General features: G+C 66.9%; 12 protein-coding genes, 3 tRNA genes and 1 pseudogene. 3 read left to right on the top strand and 13 right to left on the bottom strand.

The window, feature by feature from the left end; translation table 11 throughout:
• Positions 1-20: 20 nt before the first annotated feature.
• The 7 genes from ACZ6I1_RS16820 to ACZ6I1_RS16850 form a co-directional block, all read right to left on the bottom strand.
• Positions 21-1,271 (bottom strand): MFS transporter, encoded by a 1,251-nt coding sequence (locus ACZ6I1_RS16820; protein WP_469287790.1) that lies wholly within the window; start codon positions 1,269-1,271, stop codon positions 21-23.
• 11 nt (positions 1,272-1,282) lie between these two features.
• Entirely contained in the window at positions 1,283-2,524 is a 1,242-nt protein-coding gene (locus ACZ6I1_RS16825) for an ATP-grasp domain-containing protein (RefSeq protein WP_469287792.1), read from the bottom strand.
• A gap of 48 nt (positions 2,525-2,572) precedes the next feature.
• Positions 2,573-3,658 (bottom strand): LLM class flavin-dependent oxidoreductase, encoded by a 1,086-nt coding sequence (locus ACZ6I1_RS16830; RefSeq protein ID WP_469287794.1) that lies wholly within the window; start codon positions 3,656-3,658, stop codon positions 2,573-2,575.
• Positions 3,659-3,669: 11 nt separating this feature from the next.
• Complete coding sequence (locus ACZ6I1_RS16835) at positions 3,670-4,830, bottom strand: amino acid kinase family protein (protein WP_469287797.1); 1,161 nt, start codon at positions 4,828-4,830, stop codon at positions 3,670-3,672.
• Positions 4,820-6,040, bottom strand: coding sequence for a hypothetical protein (locus ACZ6I1_RS16840; RefSeq protein WP_469287799.1), 1,221 nt, complete (start codon positions 6,038-6,040; stop codon positions 4,820-4,822). The genes ACZ6I1_RS16835 and ACZ6I1_RS16840 overlap by 11 nt, the downstream gene beginning before the upstream one ends.
• A complete protein-coding gene (locus tag ACZ6I1_RS16845; RefSeq protein ID WP_469287801.1) occupies positions 6,037-7,440 on the bottom strand; it encodes a diaminobutyrate--2-oxoglutarate transaminase family protein in 1,404 nt (467 codons plus the stop codon). Before ACZ6I1_RS16845 ends, ACZ6I1_RS16840 begins: the two co-directional genes overlap by 4 nt.
• Positions 7,441-7,570: 130 nt before the next feature.
• Positions 7,571-8,857 (bottom strand): ATP-grasp domain-containing protein, encoded by a 1,287-nt coding sequence (locus ACZ6I1_RS16850; protein WP_469287804.1) that lies wholly within the window; start codon positions 8,855-8,857, stop codon positions 7,571-7,573.
• Between the two features lie 513 nt (positions 8,858-9,370).
• On the opposite strand from ACZ6I1_RS16850, the gene ACZ6I1_RS16855 reads away from it, so the two are divergent.
• Positions 9,371-12,301 (top strand): AfsR/SARP family transcriptional regulator, encoded by a 2,931-nt coding sequence (locus ACZ6I1_RS16855; RefSeq protein ID WP_469287806.1) that lies wholly within the window; start codon positions 9,371-9,373, stop codon positions 12,299-12,301.
• Positions 12,302-12,317: 16 nt separating this feature from the next.
• Here ACZ6I1_RS16855 and ACZ6I1_RS16860 read toward each other — a convergent pair whose 3' ends face one another.
• The 3 genes from ACZ6I1_RS16860 to ACZ6I1_RS16870 form a co-directional block, all read right to left on the bottom strand.
• Positions 12,318-12,470: a hypothetical protein gene (locus ACZ6I1_RS16860; RefSeq protein WP_469287808.1), complete on the bottom strand. Its 153-nt coding sequence runs from the start codon at positions 12,468-12,470 to the stop codon at positions 12,318-12,320.
• Between the two features lie 194 nt (positions 12,471-12,664).
• A complete protein-coding gene (locus tag ACZ6I1_RS16865) occupies positions 12,665-12,982 on the bottom strand; it encodes a hypothetical protein (protein ID WP_469287810.1) in 318 nt (105 codons plus the stop codon).
• 372 nt (positions 12,983-13,354) lie between these two features.
• Positions 13,355-14,326 carry a quinone oxidoreductase family protein gene (locus tag ACZ6I1_RS16870; RefSeq protein WP_469287812.1) on the bottom strand — a complete coding sequence of 324 codons (972 nt, stop codon included), beginning with the start codon at positions 14,324-14,326 and terminating at the stop codon, positions 13,355-13,357.
• Between the two features lie 465 nt (positions 14,327-14,791).
• Here ACZ6I1_RS16870 and ACZ6I1_RS16875 point away from each other — a divergent pair.
• A pseudogene (locus ACZ6I1_RS16875) lies at positions 14,792-15,080 on the top strand (site-specific integrase); the annotation flags it as partial.
• A 136-nt stretch (positions 15,081-15,216) separates the two neighbouring features.
• Here ACZ6I1_RS16875 and ACZ6I1_RS16880 read toward each other — a convergent pair.
• The 3 genes from ACZ6I1_RS16880 to ACZ6I1_RS16890 form a co-directional block, all read right to left on the bottom strand.
• Positions 15,217-15,290, bottom strand: a tRNA-Ile gene (locus tag ACZ6I1_RS16880).
• Positions 15,291-15,480: 190 nt separating this feature from the next.
• Positions 15,481-15,553: transfer RNA gene (locus ACZ6I1_RS16885), tRNA-Asn, on the bottom strand.
• 5 nt (positions 15,554-15,558) lie between these two features.
• Positions 15,559-15,631: transfer RNA gene (locus tag ACZ6I1_RS16890), tRNA-Asn, on the bottom strand.
• Positions 15,632-15,776: 145 nt separating this feature from the next.
• Here ACZ6I1_RS16890 and ACZ6I1_RS16895 point away from each other — a divergent pair.
• A complete protein-coding gene (locus ACZ6I1_RS16895) occupies positions 15,777-16,079 on the top strand; it encodes a YtxH domain-containing protein (RefSeq protein WP_469287814.1) in 303 nt (100 codons plus the stop codon).
• The last annotated feature ends 19 nt before the right edge of the window (positions 16,080-16,098 follow it).

Below are 16,098 nucleotides of genomic sequence, written 5' to 3' on the forward strand. Positions count from 1 at the left end.
ATCCAGCGGCTGGACGGTGCCTAACCGTTCAATGCGCGATGGAAGGAACGCATCGTCAGCGGGAGCAGGACGGCGGCAACTCCACTCAGCGCGATCGCGGAAATCGCGATCAGCGATTGCGGCCCGAGTCGGGTGCCGAGGCCGGCCAGCAGCAGTCCACCGAGCGGTGCCGCCAAGAGATTGATCATGTAGAACGGCCCCATGACCTTGCCCAGATGCTCCGGCTCGATCACCCTGATCCGCTGGGTGCGGTTGTAGACGTTGAAGTAGGTCACCCCGACCATCGCCACGACAAAAGCCGGACCGTAGATCAGCAGCGACGGCGCGAAGCCGAGCCCCACCAGACAGGCACACAGGATGGCGAGGCCGACCGCCCCGATCACCCTGACGTCGAAGAAGCGCAGCAGGAACGGGATGACCAGCAGGTTGGCCAACCCGACCACGCCGATACAGACATTCAGGAGAGCGAAGGCCGATTCCGGGCCGTCGAATACGTCGGTCACCAACGCCGCATTGGCGCTGAGCGCCGTGCCGAAGACCAGGTTGATCGAGAAGTTCAGACCGGCCAGCAGGACCAACGGCTTGCTCCTGGCCAGAAGTTTCCAGCCCAGGCCGAGTTCGGCCATGGTTTCCCTCGCGGTGCCGGGCTTTGCGGCCCTCGGTCCGCGGGGTATCGGCAGCCAGCAGCAGGCAGCGGCCATGAACACCGCTGCGGCGACACCGAGGAGCATGGTCTTGTCAAGGAACATCGCGCCCAGCAGCGCGAGCGCGGGGCCGACGGCCATCGCCGAAACCTCCATGCTCTGGACCAGCCCCTGCGTTTTCGGCAGGTCTTTGCCCGTGGCCACTTGTGGCACGACCTTCTCGATCGCCATGTGAACCGGCGCCAGGAGCAGGGCGAGGAGCGCTCCGCAGGACATCAGGATCGGAGTTTGCCAGTCCGACAGCAGCAGGCAGCCGGCCAGGGCGAGGAGGAGAACGACCGACCGGCCGGCGGTGACGACAGAGAACAGCCGGGGACCCCCGTCCCGGTCGGCTATCAACCCCGCGAACGGATATGCCAGCAACGCCGGAAGCCATTCGATGGCATAGGCGAGGCCCAGGAGGGCGACATCGTTTGTCTTCTGGAAGATGAGCAGGGGAAGGGCGAAGAGCACGACCTGTTCTGCCACAGCACCCAGCAAGACCCCGGTCAGGAAGAGGGGGCGTTGCCGGTTGGCGCGCTTCGCCACTGGCGGAATCGGCGTGACGGTCTCTACTGGCGACGACATCAGTCTCCCCTTCACACCGGAAGCAAACTGGTCTCGATGCGGAAGTTTTCAATGATGTGCTGAATATCCGCTTCGACTTGTGCTTCGTCCCCGACGAGGATGTACCGCCCGCTGTGGATGGCGTCATAACTGCCGTCCGGGTCCAGCACCTCCCCCGGGCTGGGCACGAGTTCGCGCCAGACCGTCGGGACCGAGGACCGCATCGAGGTCCGATGGAGCACCTTGGCAGGAAGCCGGTCACGCTTGGGAATGATTAGCCAGCCACCGGACGGGTCCGACGTTTTGGCCGGGAGGGAAACGGGCTCTCCGCAGATCGCCTGCAGCCAGACCCAGCTCAAGTTGACGCCGAAGAGCCGGTTGATGAGATGCGGCACCTCGGCACCACCGACACGCCCGGCGATCTCCAGGAAGACGATCTCCTCGTCCTGGGTCACGAAGAGTTCCAGGTGAATCGCCATCGACCTCATGTTGAGCGCGGCGACACAAGCCCGGGCGAACTCTTCGACTCGCGCCCTCAGCGCGGATTCCTGCACGACCACCGAACCGAGTGGTTCTCCCGACGTCTCGAACGCAAGGCAGTCGTTGATGTAGCGGGACACCACCTGGAAGGGCACCCGCGCCTCGTGGTCGGCGAATCCGTCCACGTGGTAGACGGTCCCGTCGATCAATTCTTCGATCTGGTAGTCGGCACTGTCGACGCTCGCCAGCCACGACCGGAGCGACGCTTCGTCCGCCACACGGTGTACGCCCTTGCTGGCCGCCCCGGCGACCGGCTTGAGGATCAGGGGATAGCCGATGTCCCGGGCGATCCGCGTGGTCGTCTCCACATCCGCGCAAGGGGCGAACCGAGGCACCCGTACGCCCGCGTCGGCGAGGAGCTGCTTCATGGTCAGCTTGTTTCGATAGGTATCGACCTCCGCCGGACGCGGACCGGGGATCTCCAGTTCCTCGCGGACCCGGGCAGCCACATCCAGCAGATACTCCGACAACGCCACCAGCTGATCGACAGGTCCGACGCGGTCGGCTATTCCCCGTACGGCGGCACATACCGCGGCGAGATCTGTCAGATCTTCGAGAACGACGAAATCCGCGATGCGCGAACGATCGGCAAGGACTCCGGTAGCCCCTTCTGCGTCGACCACATAGCTGATCTGGTGCCGGTCGTGGTCGAGATCCTCGAATCGCTCAAGTTCATTGTCCCAGCGCCGTTCGTCGGAGAACCTGGGCCAGCGGTTGAGAATCACGATGTGCATGGGGATCCGTCTTTCAGTGAGTTGAGTTCAGCGGGCTTGAGCGAGCAGTCACGACTGCGGCTGCGCGTCACGCTCCAGCTCACGGATGAGGGGCACCACGTGGGTGAAGAAGGTCCTCATTTCCGGCCGGGTCGGCCAGCCGGAGAAGATGAACTCGCTGATGCCGGCGAGCTTGTACTGGAAGAGGTAGTCGGCCACCTCTTGGTAGCTACCGACCAGGCACAGCGCCGGGCCTCCGCGGTAGGGGACGGCGCCGGTGTAGATGTAGGGCGAGAGCCACTTTCCGGAGGCCTGGTCGGCGAGCCGGAAGGAGGACTTCACCGCTTCGGAGTCCACGTTCTTGACGAATTCGCGGATCCACGCCTCGTGTTCGGCGTCGGGATCGCCCATCAGCTCGGCGAGTTCGGCCAGCGCCTCCTCGCGCGTCTCCCGGGCGAGCACGTGCATCCGGGTGCCGACCCGGCAGCCCCCCTCGATCAGCGGCAGGCTTGCCTGCCGCATCCCTTCCGGGGTGTCGCCGTAACGCATCCAGCAGTCGCCGTAGCTGAGGGCGGTCTGCTGCGCCACTTCCGAGGCACCGCTGATGTAGATCTCCGGACGCTTGCCGCCCTTGTAGCCGAGGTGCAGTTCCGCGTCCTTGATCGAGTAGTGCTGCCCGTCGAAGGTCTGCGGGACCTCGCCCTCCCAGAATTCCCGGAGGATGTGCAGGAACTCGCCCGACCTGGCGTACCGCTGGTCGTGGGCCAGGTAATCGCCGTAGCCGGCCTGCTCGGCCACCGAGATCCCGGCGACCACATTGAGGGAGAGGCGGTCGTCGGACATCCAGGAAAGGGTGTTGACGATCTGCGTGAAGAGCGTCGGCGAAAGGAGCCCCGGGCGGTACGCGAGCATGAACTTGACCCGCTCGGTCTGCTGGGTGAGGGCCGCGATGATCGGCACGGGATCCGGCAGGTAGTGCCCGATCCCGAACAGGAGGCTGTCAACGCCGAGTTCCTCGGCCTCCTGGACGAAGTCGGTGATCTCGCCCATGTCCAGGGCGCCCAGCTTGTACTTCTCCGTGGGCTTGGCCTGGCCGCCCCCGTCCGTCGGTACGTCCCAATGAATGCGCAGCGGTTCCACTGTTGTTCTCCTCATTCCGGAAGGTTTTACGAGTTGGTTCCGGCGGAACCGATGAGCAGTCCGCTGTTGGCCGAGCGGGTCTTCGGTACGAGGCGCGCCGGAGCCGTGGAACCGGACTGCTGATACAGCAGCGCGTGTTCGCGCCGAACGTGGGCGTCCACCTCGTCCAGGGGGGCCAGCCACCGCCGGGCGGTGCCGTCCGGTTCGACGACCGACATCAACCCGGTTCCGTGCACGGCCTCGGCCGTCACCCCGGCGCCGGCCAGGGCTTCGGCCACACCACGCTGGTCACCTGTGAACGCCAGGACGGGCTCGGCGGAGGGCACTGCCACGGAGACGAGTCCCGTCTCCCGCATCAGCGTGGCGACCTGGTCGGGATCGACGCCGGTGGCGAGCCGGAAGACCTGGGCCTTGCGGTCACCGACCACCGTGGTCGTGCCCGTCCCCGGACCCACGACGGTTCCTCGGCCGTCGCCCAGCGACCGGCACGCGATGGCAACGCCGTACCGCCTGGCCGCCGCCACCGACCCGCCGAACAGGACCTTGGCCCCGCTGTCCGACATCGCTTCGCACTGCGCATAGGACAGCTCCGGCATCAGCCGAGCCGCGGGTTCGGTGTAGGGGTCGGTGGTGTACACACCGGGGACATCGGAGTAGATCTCACACTCGGTGACGCCGAGTGCCCCGGCGATGGCGACCGCGGTGAGGTCCGAGCTGTTGCGGCCGAGCATGGTGATGCGGCCATCGGGCCGTACCGCCTGGCCACCGGCCAGCACGACGACCTGATGCTCGGTCAGCGCCTTGAGCACGGGCGCGGGGTCGATCGTGACGATCTGCGACCGGGTGGCGGTGTCGTCACCGACGATGCCCAGCTGGTGCGCCCAGAGGTCGATCGCCGTACTTCCCTGTGCGTGAAGGGCGGCCCGGAGCAGAGTGGCGCTCAGCATTTCGGCGGTGGCCAGCGCCTGGTCCTGCACCTCCGGCTTCAGGTCCGGATCAACCGCCAACGCCGCCTCGAGCAGACGCCCGGTGGAGCCGGACATCCCGCTCACCACGGCGATCACCCCGGTGTCGCCATCGTTGGCCATCTCGATCAGATGAGCAGCGACCCGGGCGTAGTCCGCCAGCTCCAGGAAGGACGATCCACCGAACTTGACGACACGCAGGTCCTTGGAGTCACGCGGCATCGCTCACCATCCTCGACGACGAGTTCGCTGCCTGCGTGCCCTCGGACGTGCGCCTCTTCTCGCCGCCGAGCCCCCATTCGGTGGGCTTCTCCTGGCTCAGAATCGTGAACACCCGGCCGATGGCATCGCCCATGCCCCAGACGTCGGTGTACGCGGGCCACTTGGGGTGTCCGGCGTCGATGTCGTGCTGACGGGCGTAGGCCGCGCGTACCCACTCTCGGGTCGAGGGCCGCCGGTGGTGGAAGTCATGCTGAGCGAGATCGCCGGGCACGACGAGGAGTCGAGCCGGGATGTGGTAACCGACGAGGCGGACGCTCCAAAGGAACCAGGCGCGCATCGCGGCGGTCCCGCCAAGGCCCTTCGGCGGCAGCGGATCACCGCAGAACCGTCCCCAGGAATGCGACACGTGGAAGGCCCGGCCGCTCAGGCTGCCGTCCTTGGCCTTGAACCAGGCGTGCTCGCTGAGGAACTCCAGCAGCGCGACGATCTGGTAGAGCGGGATCATCGGTACGAGCACGGCGACGGTGAACTCCCACCACACGCCCTGCCAGGTCACCAGGCCGAAAACGCTCGCCAGGTAGGCGAACCCCATGACCCGTCGGTACGGCGCACAGCGGACGAGGTTCTGGGCCAGCCGGGTGTACAGGAACTCGGCATGGAACCGCGGGGACACGATCATCAGAGCCAGCCGGCGCCACAGCGCCTGGGTGGACATCCCCGGCCGGAAACCGAGCATGAGCAGGTGCTGGATGGTGGGATCGGCGAGGGTCGCGAAGGTTTCCTTGCGATGGTGGAGATTGATGTGGTCCTCGTAGTACTGATCCGCGTCGTCGGTGCAGACGAGCGTGGACAGCACCTGGTGGATCAGTCGGTCCTGCCGTATCCGACCGGTGAAACGGGTGTGGATGGCGTGGTGCGCGATCACCGTCGAGCACACGCGCGCCGCGGACGCGGTGAGGGCCCAGGACAGGGGCAGCAGGACAAGCGTCCAGAGCGGACCCCGTGCGACGATCCACCAGGCACTGCCGATACCGGCCGCGAGTGCGACGAGGTCGCAGAGCAGGTAGGTGACAGGGTTCAGGCGAACCAGCGGCTGCTGGCCGGGAAGCGCCTTACCGGTGATCCACGTCCAAGCGTGTTGCGTCCACCGGGGGAAGCGCTGATAGGAAGCTCTGATCTCTTCCGAACGTACCGAGGATGTTTCCGTCATGCGTGGATCCCTTCCTGCTCGTGACTACCGTCTTGGCGGCTGACGTGGGCATCGAGCGCTTCGGCGCTCACTTCGGCGAAGGCCGCGCCCAGGATGTCCAGGGCCTCCTGAGCTTCCTCGCGGCTGAGGTTCAGGGGCGGCAGGAACCGGGCGACGCAGTCGTCCCGTCCTGCGAGCTCAAAGAGCAGCCCCCGGTGGAGCGCGGCCTTCCGGACCCGGCCGGCGACTTCGCTCGCGGTCCAGCTGCCGACCGGGTTCAGCTCGACACCGAGCATCAGCCCGCGCCCCCGGACCTCGCCGATCATGGGGCTGATGGCGGGGTTCAGCTGCAGCGCATCGAGTCCCGCACGGAGGAACTCCCCGATCTCGAGCACGTGCGGCAGCAGCTCATCGCGCTCGACGATCCGCATGAAGGCGGCACCCGCGGCGAAGGCGAGCTGGTTGCCGCGGAAGGTTCCGGTGTGCGCGCCGGGCGCCCAGCCGTCCAGCCGCTCGTCGTAGATGATCACCGAAGCCGGGTGGCCGCCGCCCAGGGCCTTGGACGAGACGATGACGTCGGGTTCGATCCCGTACTGCTCGAAGGCGTACCACGTACCCGTCCGCCCGCAGCCGGTCTGTACTTCGTCGACCACCAGCGGGATGTTGCGCTCGCGCGTGATCCGGCGAAGCTCGGTGACGAACTCGGGCCGGGCCGGGACCACCCCGCCTTCGCCCTGAACCATCTCGAGCACCACAGCGGCCGGGAGGCGTACGCCGCCGTTCGGATCAGCCAGCAGATTCTCCAGGTAGCGCACGCAGTTGACCTGGCAGCTGTCCGGGTTCAGAGCCAGCGGGCACTTGAAGCAGTACGAGTACGGGAAGAACGTCGTACCGGGCATCAGGTTGTGCAGGTGCTCCTTTGAGCCACGCAGCCCGGTGATCGCGAGCGTGCTCTGCGTGCTGCCGTGAAAGCCGCCGTGGAACGAGATCACATCCGCCCGCCCGGTCGCGGTCTTGCAGAGCTTCAGCGCAGCATCAATTCCGTCCGCACCGGTCGGCCCGCAGAAGTGGATCTTCATTCGGTCCCGCATTGCCTCGGGCAGCATCCCGAGGAGCCGGGTGGAGAACTCCGACTTCGCTTCGGTGGGGAAGTCGAGCATGTGGGAAGCGACATTCAGCTGAGCCTGTGCGGCGGCGATCAGTTCGGGATTGCTGTGGCCGAGAGCAAGCACGCCGGCCCCGGACAGAAAGTCGAGAAACCGGTTTCCGTCGACGTCGTGCAGATACGAGCCCTGTCCGCCGGCGACCGCGATCGGCGTGTGCCGCGGATAGGTACGGGCCGAGGACTCATCCCGCTCCTGCTGCTCCAGCAACCGCCGCGAAGCGGGCCCCGGGAGACTGGTGACAACGGACGCACTCACGACGAATTCCTTTCGCCCCACTCAGGAGCCTGTTTTGACTGCTTGATGCCCTGGTCGAGAGGGGCGACGAATGCGAGGTGGAGCGGGTCGCGCGCAATCCCGGTGAGCCGTTCCGCTCTGCTTTCCGCTATCACGGTTCAACGCTGAAGAGGTTCTGGCTGTGTGCCGCCGCCAGCTCCGCCACCCGCGCCTGGAATTCTTGGGAGTCACCAGGACCGCGCCCGTGCTCGAAGCACTCGATGACGCCCTCGCGCCCCAGGTAGGAGGTCGGCGGGCGGGAGTGGTCGCCGGGCTTCGCCGTCACATAGAGCGCGCGCTCGACCGGATCGAACCCATCCGGCTGGTGCACACCGGTGATCGTGCCGCCGGCGGCCTTGAGGAAGCCGGTCGCCGCGATCCCTTGGGGCATGTCGGGGATCGGCGGCAGCTGTTCGATCGTCCGGCGGTACGCCGCAATGTGCAGGTCGTACGGGCTGAAGCCGTAGACCCGATCGATCAGGTCCATGATGCCGTCGCCGCCAGGACGGGCCCCGACCTCGACCACGCTCAACTCGTCCCCGTTGACCAGGATCTCGACGTGGGCGATGCCGCGGTCGATGTGGAGCGCCTCGCATGCCTTGAGCGCGAGCTCGCGCAGTGCTGCGTTGTCGCTCTCCCGGCTCGGCACCAGCTGGCCGGTCTCGGCAAAGTACGGGGGTGCGCTCTTGTTCTTGTCGGTGACGGCCAGCACCGCGCGGCTGCCCTCGTAGTTGATGACCTCGACAGAGACCTCGTGCGTCGAGACGAAGAACTCCTCCACCTGGAAGCGTCCGTCCGTGAGATCGAAGGTCCCGGCGACCTCCATGAGAGAGGAACGGCAGTGCTCATAGGCGTCGTCGAGTTCGTCAGCCGAGTCGACCCTGATGATCCCGACGCTCCCGGCGAAGTCCCTCGGCTTCAGCACCAGGGGGAACTCCAGCTCCGCGGCTATTGCTCGCAGCTCCTCAGCGGTGGAGAACAACCGGTGCCGGGCGCAGGAAACACCAGCTTCTTCGAACGCCACCTTCATCGTGTGCTTGTCCCGCGAGCGCCGGAGCGCTTCGTCGGAGAGCGCCGGCAGCCCGTAGTGGTGGGCAATCGTCACCGAGGCGTGCAGGTTCATCTCGTAGATGGGGACCACCGCGTCCGGCTTCAGGCCGGTCTGCCGCTCGAATTCCTCCACTGCCTTCAGCGCGGGCTTGGCTTTGTAGCTACTGGCCGGGAGGATGTGGTCGAAATACCGGTTCGCACCGGAAACGGGATCCTCCGTCATACCGATCACCGGGCCGGGATAGGTACGCAGGGCGGAAACGATGGCTCGCTCACGCAACATCAGATCCGCACCGAGCAGCAGAAGGTACCGGTCCCCGTTAGCGTGGGCACGCTTCAAACTGAACATGGACTTCCTTATCGCGTCGTCACCATGATGTGGCGAGGTTGCCAGTGGTGGTTCCCGAAACGTTCCCCCTCTGGTACTCAGGGCTTCGGCCTAGTCGCGTGACGTCCGTTGTGTGATCACGCGAGGCCGAGGAGGACGAGGGGCCGGGTGGCGTCGCGGGCGTTGCGTTGCCTCGGCGAAGGTGGTGTCCCTAACGTGGTGCAGGGCTTCGATGTGCCGGCGGCCGCGGATCAGCTGCGCGAGGTGGACCGCGGTGGCCCTGTTCGGCGGTCAGGCTCGTGACGGCGTAGACGGTCTTTAAGTGCTGTGACCGGCGCGGCAGATGGCTTATGATCCCCAAACCAAGGCTTTGACCTTGGGTTCTGCATGGGCGATAGAGGATCGATGACAGTCTCAGGCTCGGGAAAGGATGGGTTTCCGTCCGCACAGGAACCCCGGTTCCATGTACTCGGCTCGCTTGAGGTATGGGCCGGCGGCATACGAGTGCGTCTCGGCGGAACCGTCCAAGAGCGAGTGCTGGCCACCCTGCTCCTCGAACCCGGGCGGGTAGTACCGATTGCCAGACTGGTCGAGGCCGTCTGGGAGGAGGACCCGCCTGCGACTGCGTCGCACCAGGTGCGCAAGGCTGTCGCCGATCTCCGCCGACGCCTGCCGTCCGGTAGAGAGGTGATCTGCACGGACGGCCCGGGCTACCGGGTGATCACGTCGGTCAGCCACCTTGATCTTCTCGATTTCAACGCACGGATCCAGACAGCGGCACAAGCCGTGGGCGTCGGGAGGCTAACCGATGCCTGCGCAGAGCTGCAGGGCGCTCTCGATCTGTGGCGGGGACCCGTCCTCGCGGGTGAGGGCGGCCCGGTCATCGGCCGCGCGGCAACTGCGCTGGAGGAGCGCCGTCTCGCCGCGGCCGAACAGCTCCACGAACTGCGCCTCGAGCTCGGCGCAAGCAGCGAGCTTGTCGCGAGTCTGCGGGCACTCGTCGACGCACACCCCTTGCGTGAGACGCTGCGCGGCCAACTCATGCTTGCCCTGTACCGCTCGGGACGACAGGCGGACGCCCTGGAGGAGTACGGGAAGGTACGCAAGCTGCTCGGCGACGAGCTCGGCATCGATCCGGGGTCTCGACTGGTCAAGCTGTACGAGGGGATCCTGCGGGAGAGTCCGGAGCTGGCCCCGCAGGGTGGGCCGCCCGCCACTGCCTCCGGAACGCCGGCTGAGCAACGCGGTCCGGTTTCCACACTGCCGTATGCACTGCCGGATTTCACGGGCCGGGACAAGGAGCTGGCCATCCTGCTCAGCCGGGTCCGGGCCGAGAGATTGCCAGATGAGCACAGCGCCCGGGTGGTAGCCATCGACGGGATGGGCGGCGCGGGCAAGACCTCGTTGGCTGTACGCGCCGCTCACCAGCTGACCGAGGAGTTCCCCGACGGGCAACTCTATGTGGACCTGCGCGGGTTCACCCCCGGTGAGCAGCTCCCCATACCGGCATCGACAGCACTGGACATCCTGCTGCGCGCGATCGGTACGCCGAGCGAGCACATACCCGAGGACCTGCCTGGCCGCACCGCCACATGGAAGTCCGCACTGGCGGGGCGCCGGATGCTGCTCCTCCTCGACAACGCCTCCGACGCCGCTCAGATCCAGCCGCTGTTGGCGGCTCCCCCCGGCTGCCTTGTGCTCATCACCAGCCGGGTGCGGTTGCTCGACCTCGACGGCATCGAGTGGATCTCCCTGGGGTTGATGCCACCCGAGGACAGTGCCACGCTGGTGGCACGGACGCTCGGCCCGGCCCGTGTGAAAGCCGAACCAGAGGCGGCCGCCGAGCTCGCCGAGCTGTGCGGCCATCTCCCGCTGGCGCTGCGTATCGCCACCGCACGGCTGCGCAACCGGCCCCGGTGGACCGTGCGGCATCTCGTCGAGCGGCTGCGGGACGAGAGCCGCCGGATGGACGAGCTGAGCTCAGGCGAACGCAGCGTCGCAGTGACACTTCAGTTGTCCTATCTGGCCATGGACAACAGGCACCGCGCCGCGTTCCGCGCCCTCGGGTTGCACCCTGGTGATGGCATCGACGCATATTCGGCGGCCGCGCTGCTCGACACCGATGTCCGGGAAGCCGAGGACATTCTGGAGCTTCTGCTCGACGTACATCTGCTCCAACAGCCCGGACTGGGCGAGTACACCTTCCACGACCTCGTACGCAGCTTCGCCCAGAGCCAGCACGGACCGATGACGGAACAGACCGACGCGGACGCCGTCGAGCGGTTGCTCAGCTACTACCTGACAGCCACCAACGTAGCCTGCGACGTACTGTTCCCAGGCCGTACCGCCCGCTCGACCGGGATCCCCCGGTATCAGGGGGAGCTCCCGGAACTGGCGGAAGAGAAGACCGTCAGCCTCTGGTTCCGTCGCGAACATCAGCGACTGCTGGCGGTCGTGGACCTGGCCGATCGGCTCGGCTACGACCGGCACACCGGCTGGCTGGTCCGCGACCTGGTCTTCCATCTGAATGCGGGTGGTTATTTCGAAGAGTTCCGAGCACTCGGCCGCCTCGCGGTCCAAGCCGCGCGCCGGCTCGACGATCCGGTCCTGCTGAGCATCAGCCTGTCCAGTCTTGGCGCCGCTTGCTGGAAGCTCGGCTACTTCGAGGAGGGCATCAACGTCGCCCGCGAGGGACGCGAGATCGCGGTACGCCTCGGCGACCGTGACGCCGAGGCGAACAGCGAGTCCACTCTCGGGCTGCTCATGTCGATGCTGGGGCGGTACAACCAGGCCCTTCCCCTGTTGGAGCATGCGGTCGAACTGGCCAGGGAACTGGGCACCGCCCGCGCCGAAGCGGAGACTCAGACGATTCTCAGCTCGCTGTACGCACGATGGGGCCGCTATCCGGAGGCTGCAGCGTCCGCCCTCCGGGCCCTTGAGCTGGAGCGGGACACCGCGAACTCGGTCAACGAGGCCATGGCTCTGGCCGATCTGGCTTTCGCCCAGCTGGGCATGGGTCAGTACGCAGATGCCGAGGCGAGTCTGAGACGGGCCCGCGAGTTGTGTGACGAGAGCGCGCCGCAAGGCGATGTCGCCCTGGTGCTGGCTCTGTCCGCCGAGGCAGCGCACGGTCTCGGCGACAGTGATGCGGTGTCTGAGCTCGCGGAACGTGCCCAGATCCTCGCACGGTCCGGTGGTACGCCGGTCCGCCAGGCGAAGGCCGAGAACATCCTCGGTCGGCTGCATACCGCACAAGGGCAGTACACATCGGCGACGGCGTCGCACGCCCACGCGCTTGAGGTCGCCTCGGCCATCCAATTCCGCTCTGAGCAGGCGTCCGCGTACCTGGGTCTGGCCCAAGCGGCCGAGGGACTTGGCGACGGCGCGACGGCGTGGAAGAACCAGCTGGCAGCAGCCGAGTTGTTCGACCTCATGGAGATTCCGGAGGCCGGCCGCAGTCATTGAGGAAGGTGGCGCGACCTCATGGCCTGGTGATGGCCGGCCCCTTGTCCTCCGCGAGGATCTGCTGCTTGGCTGACGGGCCGGTTGCGGCGGCCTGCACGGTCGCACTGAGCCCGAGCGCCAGGGCGGCAGCCGCAATGATTCCAGTCAGTCTGATCAGCTTGGTGCGCATGGTTCGTCCCCCTGTGTATGCGGACGGATATGGCGCCGTGTGGCGTTGTATCCGTGCTCGACGTCCGTAAAGGTGTCGCAGGCCGATCCCGGAACGTTCCCGCCCGCATACCGTGGAGGGAAGCACCTGGTTGAGGTTCCCCGGGATGCGGAGGGGCCGCTCACGAGTGAGATCGTGAGTGAGTCGTATTCATCCTAAACGTGCAGGTCACGGGGGTGGCGTGGATGGGTGATGCGCGAACGCGTGCTCACACACCGCCCGTTCCGAGCGGCGATCAGCTGCTTACCCTTGGGCTCTTTTAAGCCTGTGATGACCGCCGGGTCGGCGTCCGGACCGCCGCGGTCGTCGTAGAGGCCGACGAAGCCAAGGTCGGCGATCGCGGCCAGGCCCGCTGCGCGCAGCCGACCGACCGCACGTCGGTCAGGACGATGACCGGCAGCCCGTGCCGGTTGTGCTTCGCCGACCACGTCGGCCAGGCGATGGTCATGCCGCAGCGCGGCCAGCACGATCACCGCGATCCGCCCCGCCGGCAGCTTCCGTCAGCGGGAGCGGATCCTCTTCGGGTGGGCGGTCAGCAGCCCGGTCAGCAAGCGCGGGGTCCAGCATCCGCTGGTAGCGGACGTCCCGCGACCTGCACCAGCCGCGGCGTCCCGGCGTTCTGCTCGGCCGCGGTGGCCTCGGCCTACTGCTCGTACAGCCGCCGCAGCACCCGCTCCGCAACCACTGCGGTCTTCTCCGGCGACGACACGATTTCCCCTCCCGAACGACCGGGCACCCCGCCGCGATCGTAGGAAGCCCGCCGCTTACGGCGCGGCCAAAGCCGGAAACTCCCACCCGCGCCAGCACCGCTGACCAGCCCGGATTCCTTGGAGCGATAGCGATGGTCAGGGGATGAGCAGCACCTTCCCGGCGGTCTTGCGAGCGTGCAGGTCCTCGTGGGCCTGCCGCGCGTCGGTTAGCTGGTATGTGGCGCCGATCCGTACCTTGAGGGAGCCGTCGACCATCGCTGCAAAGAGCTCGCCGATCCGCCACTCCAGCTCGGCGCGGGTCTGGACGTAGTCGTCGCTATTCGGGCGGGTCAGATACACCGAACCGGCCTTGTTCAGCTGCTGCGGGTCGATCGGCGGCACTGGACCGCTTGAGGCGCCGAACAGCGCCAGCAGGCCTCGCTTGCGCAGGCTTGCCAGGCTTCCGTCCACAGTGGACTTGCCGACCCCGTCGTAGACGACGTGAACGCCCTCACCGTCGGTGAGCTTCCGGGTTGCATCGGCGAAATCCACTTGGTCGTAACGGATCACTTCGTCGGCCCCAGCCTCGCGGGCAAGCGCCTCCTTCTCGGCGGTCGACACCGTGCCGATCACCCGCGCTCCCCGCGCCTTGGCCAACTGGATCAGCAGCAACCCGACTCCCCCGGCCGCCGCGTGCACCAGGATCGTTTCGCCCTCCTTGACCGGATAGGTCGATGTGACCAGGTAATGCGCGGTGATCCCCTGCAACGGCACAGCAGCGGCGATCTGATCGGTCACGCCGTCCGGTACGCGCACCGCCGCATCGGCTGGCACCAGCGCCCGCTGCGCGTAACTGCCCGGCACGCCCTGCCAGGCCACCCGGTCCCCCTCGGCGAAACCACGCACGTCCGAGCCGACCGCGACGACCGTCCCGGCGCCCTCCAGGCCAAGGATGTAAGGCAGCGGGACCGGGTAAAGCCCAGACCGTTGGTAAGTGTCGATGTAGTTCACACCCGCAGCCGCCACGTCGACCAGGAGCTCGCGGGGCCCCGGCGCGCCGATCTCCACCTCCGCGACCTCGAGCACCTCCGGACCTCCGGTCCGCCGAACCTGCACTGCTGTGGGCATGCGTCCTCCTCACTTCGGGTCACGTTCTCGGCCGCTACGACTGTAGCTGTCAAAGGTTTTCCAGCTGACCGGAGGTGGGAGTGGCAATCGGCTGGGTACGGGGCCCAAGCCGGCACTGGGCTGTGGGGACACTTTCGTGCGCTCCGGGCCTCGGCTCGGTGTCAGCTCGGCATGCCGTCGCGACATCAAGGCGCTCAACTGGCTGCAAGACCATGGTGATTGTTCTCCGGACCGCTGCCCTTCTCGCCGCTACTGGTCTCCACGCGCCTGTGGTGAACGACGGCGATCCTCGGCTCTGTCAAAGATCTTGTGATGCCAGGCTGCTGAACTGGGCATTCAACGGGTGGGAAATCCAGGGAACTTGGGGCCATTGCTGGCCCATCTGGCGGGTGTGGTCGTGGAGTCGGCCGAGAGGATGGCGGGAGCGGTCACGCTTCGCAGCAGGTGCGAGGCGCTCCCGGCCAGAAGGTCTTCACGCAGGAGGACGGGTCCTGGCTGCATCCGGAGACGGTGTCCGAGACCTTCCTGCGGGTCCTGCGACGACTGATCTGCCGCCGATCAGTCTTCGTGATCTACGTCATGTGGCTGCGACGCTGACGCATGCGGGCGGGCGGGCGGCGGAGACCTTCACGCGATCAAGGAGACGCTGCGGCACTCCACGATCACGCTCACCTCGGACACGTACACGAGCCTGCCGCCCGAGGTGGACAGGGCTGCCGCGGAGGGAGCTGCTCGGATCACGCCGCGGGCACGGTGGCCGCTGGCTCGGAAACCGCCGCTCACGCATCGCTCACGCACGAGCGGGTAAACGACAAGATGCCCCGACCCGGCAAGACCGGGCGGGGCACCAAGCTGGCAGGTCAGAACGTTTCTGCTGACCAACCTTACGGTGGGGCGGGTGGGACTCGAACCCACGGCCGACGGATTATGAGTCCGCTGCTCTAACCGGCTGAGCTACCGCCCCTTCACGGCGTGGCGCGTACATGTGTGCGCGCCGTCTGCCGCAGCATAGCCGCTCATACGATCTCCTGCCTCGGATGCCCCGCATGATCGGCTTCGCTGTTCAGAGAGACCGCGCTGAGGCCTGCCCGGTTCCAGGACGGGGCGACAAAAAGAAAAGAAGAGGACCCACCTGGGCCCTCTTCTTCTCGTTGCTCCCCCGGCTGGACTCGAACCAGCAACCCTCCGGTTAACAGCCGAATGCTCTGCCAATTGAGCTACAGGGGATCGCGCTCCCCCGACTGGACTCGAACCAGTAACCTGCCGGTTAACAGCCGGCTGCTCTGCCAATTGAGCTACAGGGGATTGCTGCGGTGCATCGAACGGCCCACCTCCGGCCTTGCCGGAGGGCGAGCGCCCGCTGCGAGTCATAGATTAGCGCAAGCAGGGGGGTGCTCCGCCAATCGGTATCGACAGCAGGCCGGGCACCACACGACGAAGGGTGACAGGCATGCGTTACAAGGTCACGTTCGCGGTTGGACTGGCCCTCGGGTACGTGCTCGGAACCCGGGCCGGGCGCGAGCGCTACGAGTCCCTGAAGAAGTCCGCGCGGGAGATCGCGAACAATCCCGCGGTGCGCAACGCCGCGGAGACCGCCGGGCACACCGGGCGGGAGTTCGCGGGGAAGGCCTTCGCCGCCGTGAGCGACAAGGTGGGCGACGCGGTACCCGCATCGCTGGCCGGGCGGGTGCGGGGATTGCGCGACCGGGTCGGGGGCGGCGGCGAGGACGAGTGGGGCACCAGCAACACCTGAGACCCCTGAGACACCTGAG

The sequence above is a fragment of the Streptomyces sp. NPDC046303 genome, from assembly GCF_055588085.1.

Excerpts from the sequence above, each read along its gene's own strand:
- ACZ6I1_RS16860 (WP_469287808.1), bottom strand. The coding sequence starts at position 12,470 with ATGCGCACCAAGCTGATCAGACTGACTGGAATCATTGCGGCTGCCGCC.
- ACZ6I1_RS16830 (WP_469287794.1), bottom strand. The coding sequence starts at position 3,658 with ATGAGGAGAACAACAGTGGAACCGCTGCGCATTCATTGGGACGTACCG.
- ACZ6I1_RS16835 (WP_469287797.1), bottom strand. The coding sequence starts at position 4,830 with ATGCCGCGTGACTCCAAGGACCTGCGTGTCGTCAAGTTCGGTGGATCG.
- ACZ6I1_RS16820 (WP_469287790.1), bottom strand. The coding sequence starts at position 1,271 with ATGTCGTCGCCAGTAGAGACCGTCACGCCGATTCCGCCAGTGGCGAAG.
- ACZ6I1_RS16825 (WP_469287792.1), bottom strand. The coding sequence starts at position 2,524 with ATGCACATCGTGATTCTCAACCGCTGGCCCAGGTTCTCCGACGAACGG.
- ACZ6I1_RS16850 (WP_469287804.1), bottom strand. The coding sequence starts at position 8,857 with ATGTTCAGTTTGAAGCGTGCCCACGCTAACGGGGACCGGTACCTTCTG.
- ACZ6I1_RS16840 (WP_469287799.1), bottom strand. The coding sequence starts at position 6,040 with ATGACGGAAACATCCTCGGTACGTTCGGAAGAGATCAGAGCTTCCTAT.
- ACZ6I1_RS16895 (WP_469287814.1), top strand. The coding sequence starts at position 15,777 with ATGCGTTACAAGGTCACGTTCGCGGTTGGACTGGCCCTCGGGTACGTG.
- ACZ6I1_RS16870 (WP_469287812.1), bottom strand. The coding sequence starts at position 14,326 with ATGCCCACAGCAGTGCAGGTTCGGCGGACCGGAGGTCCGGAGGTGCTC.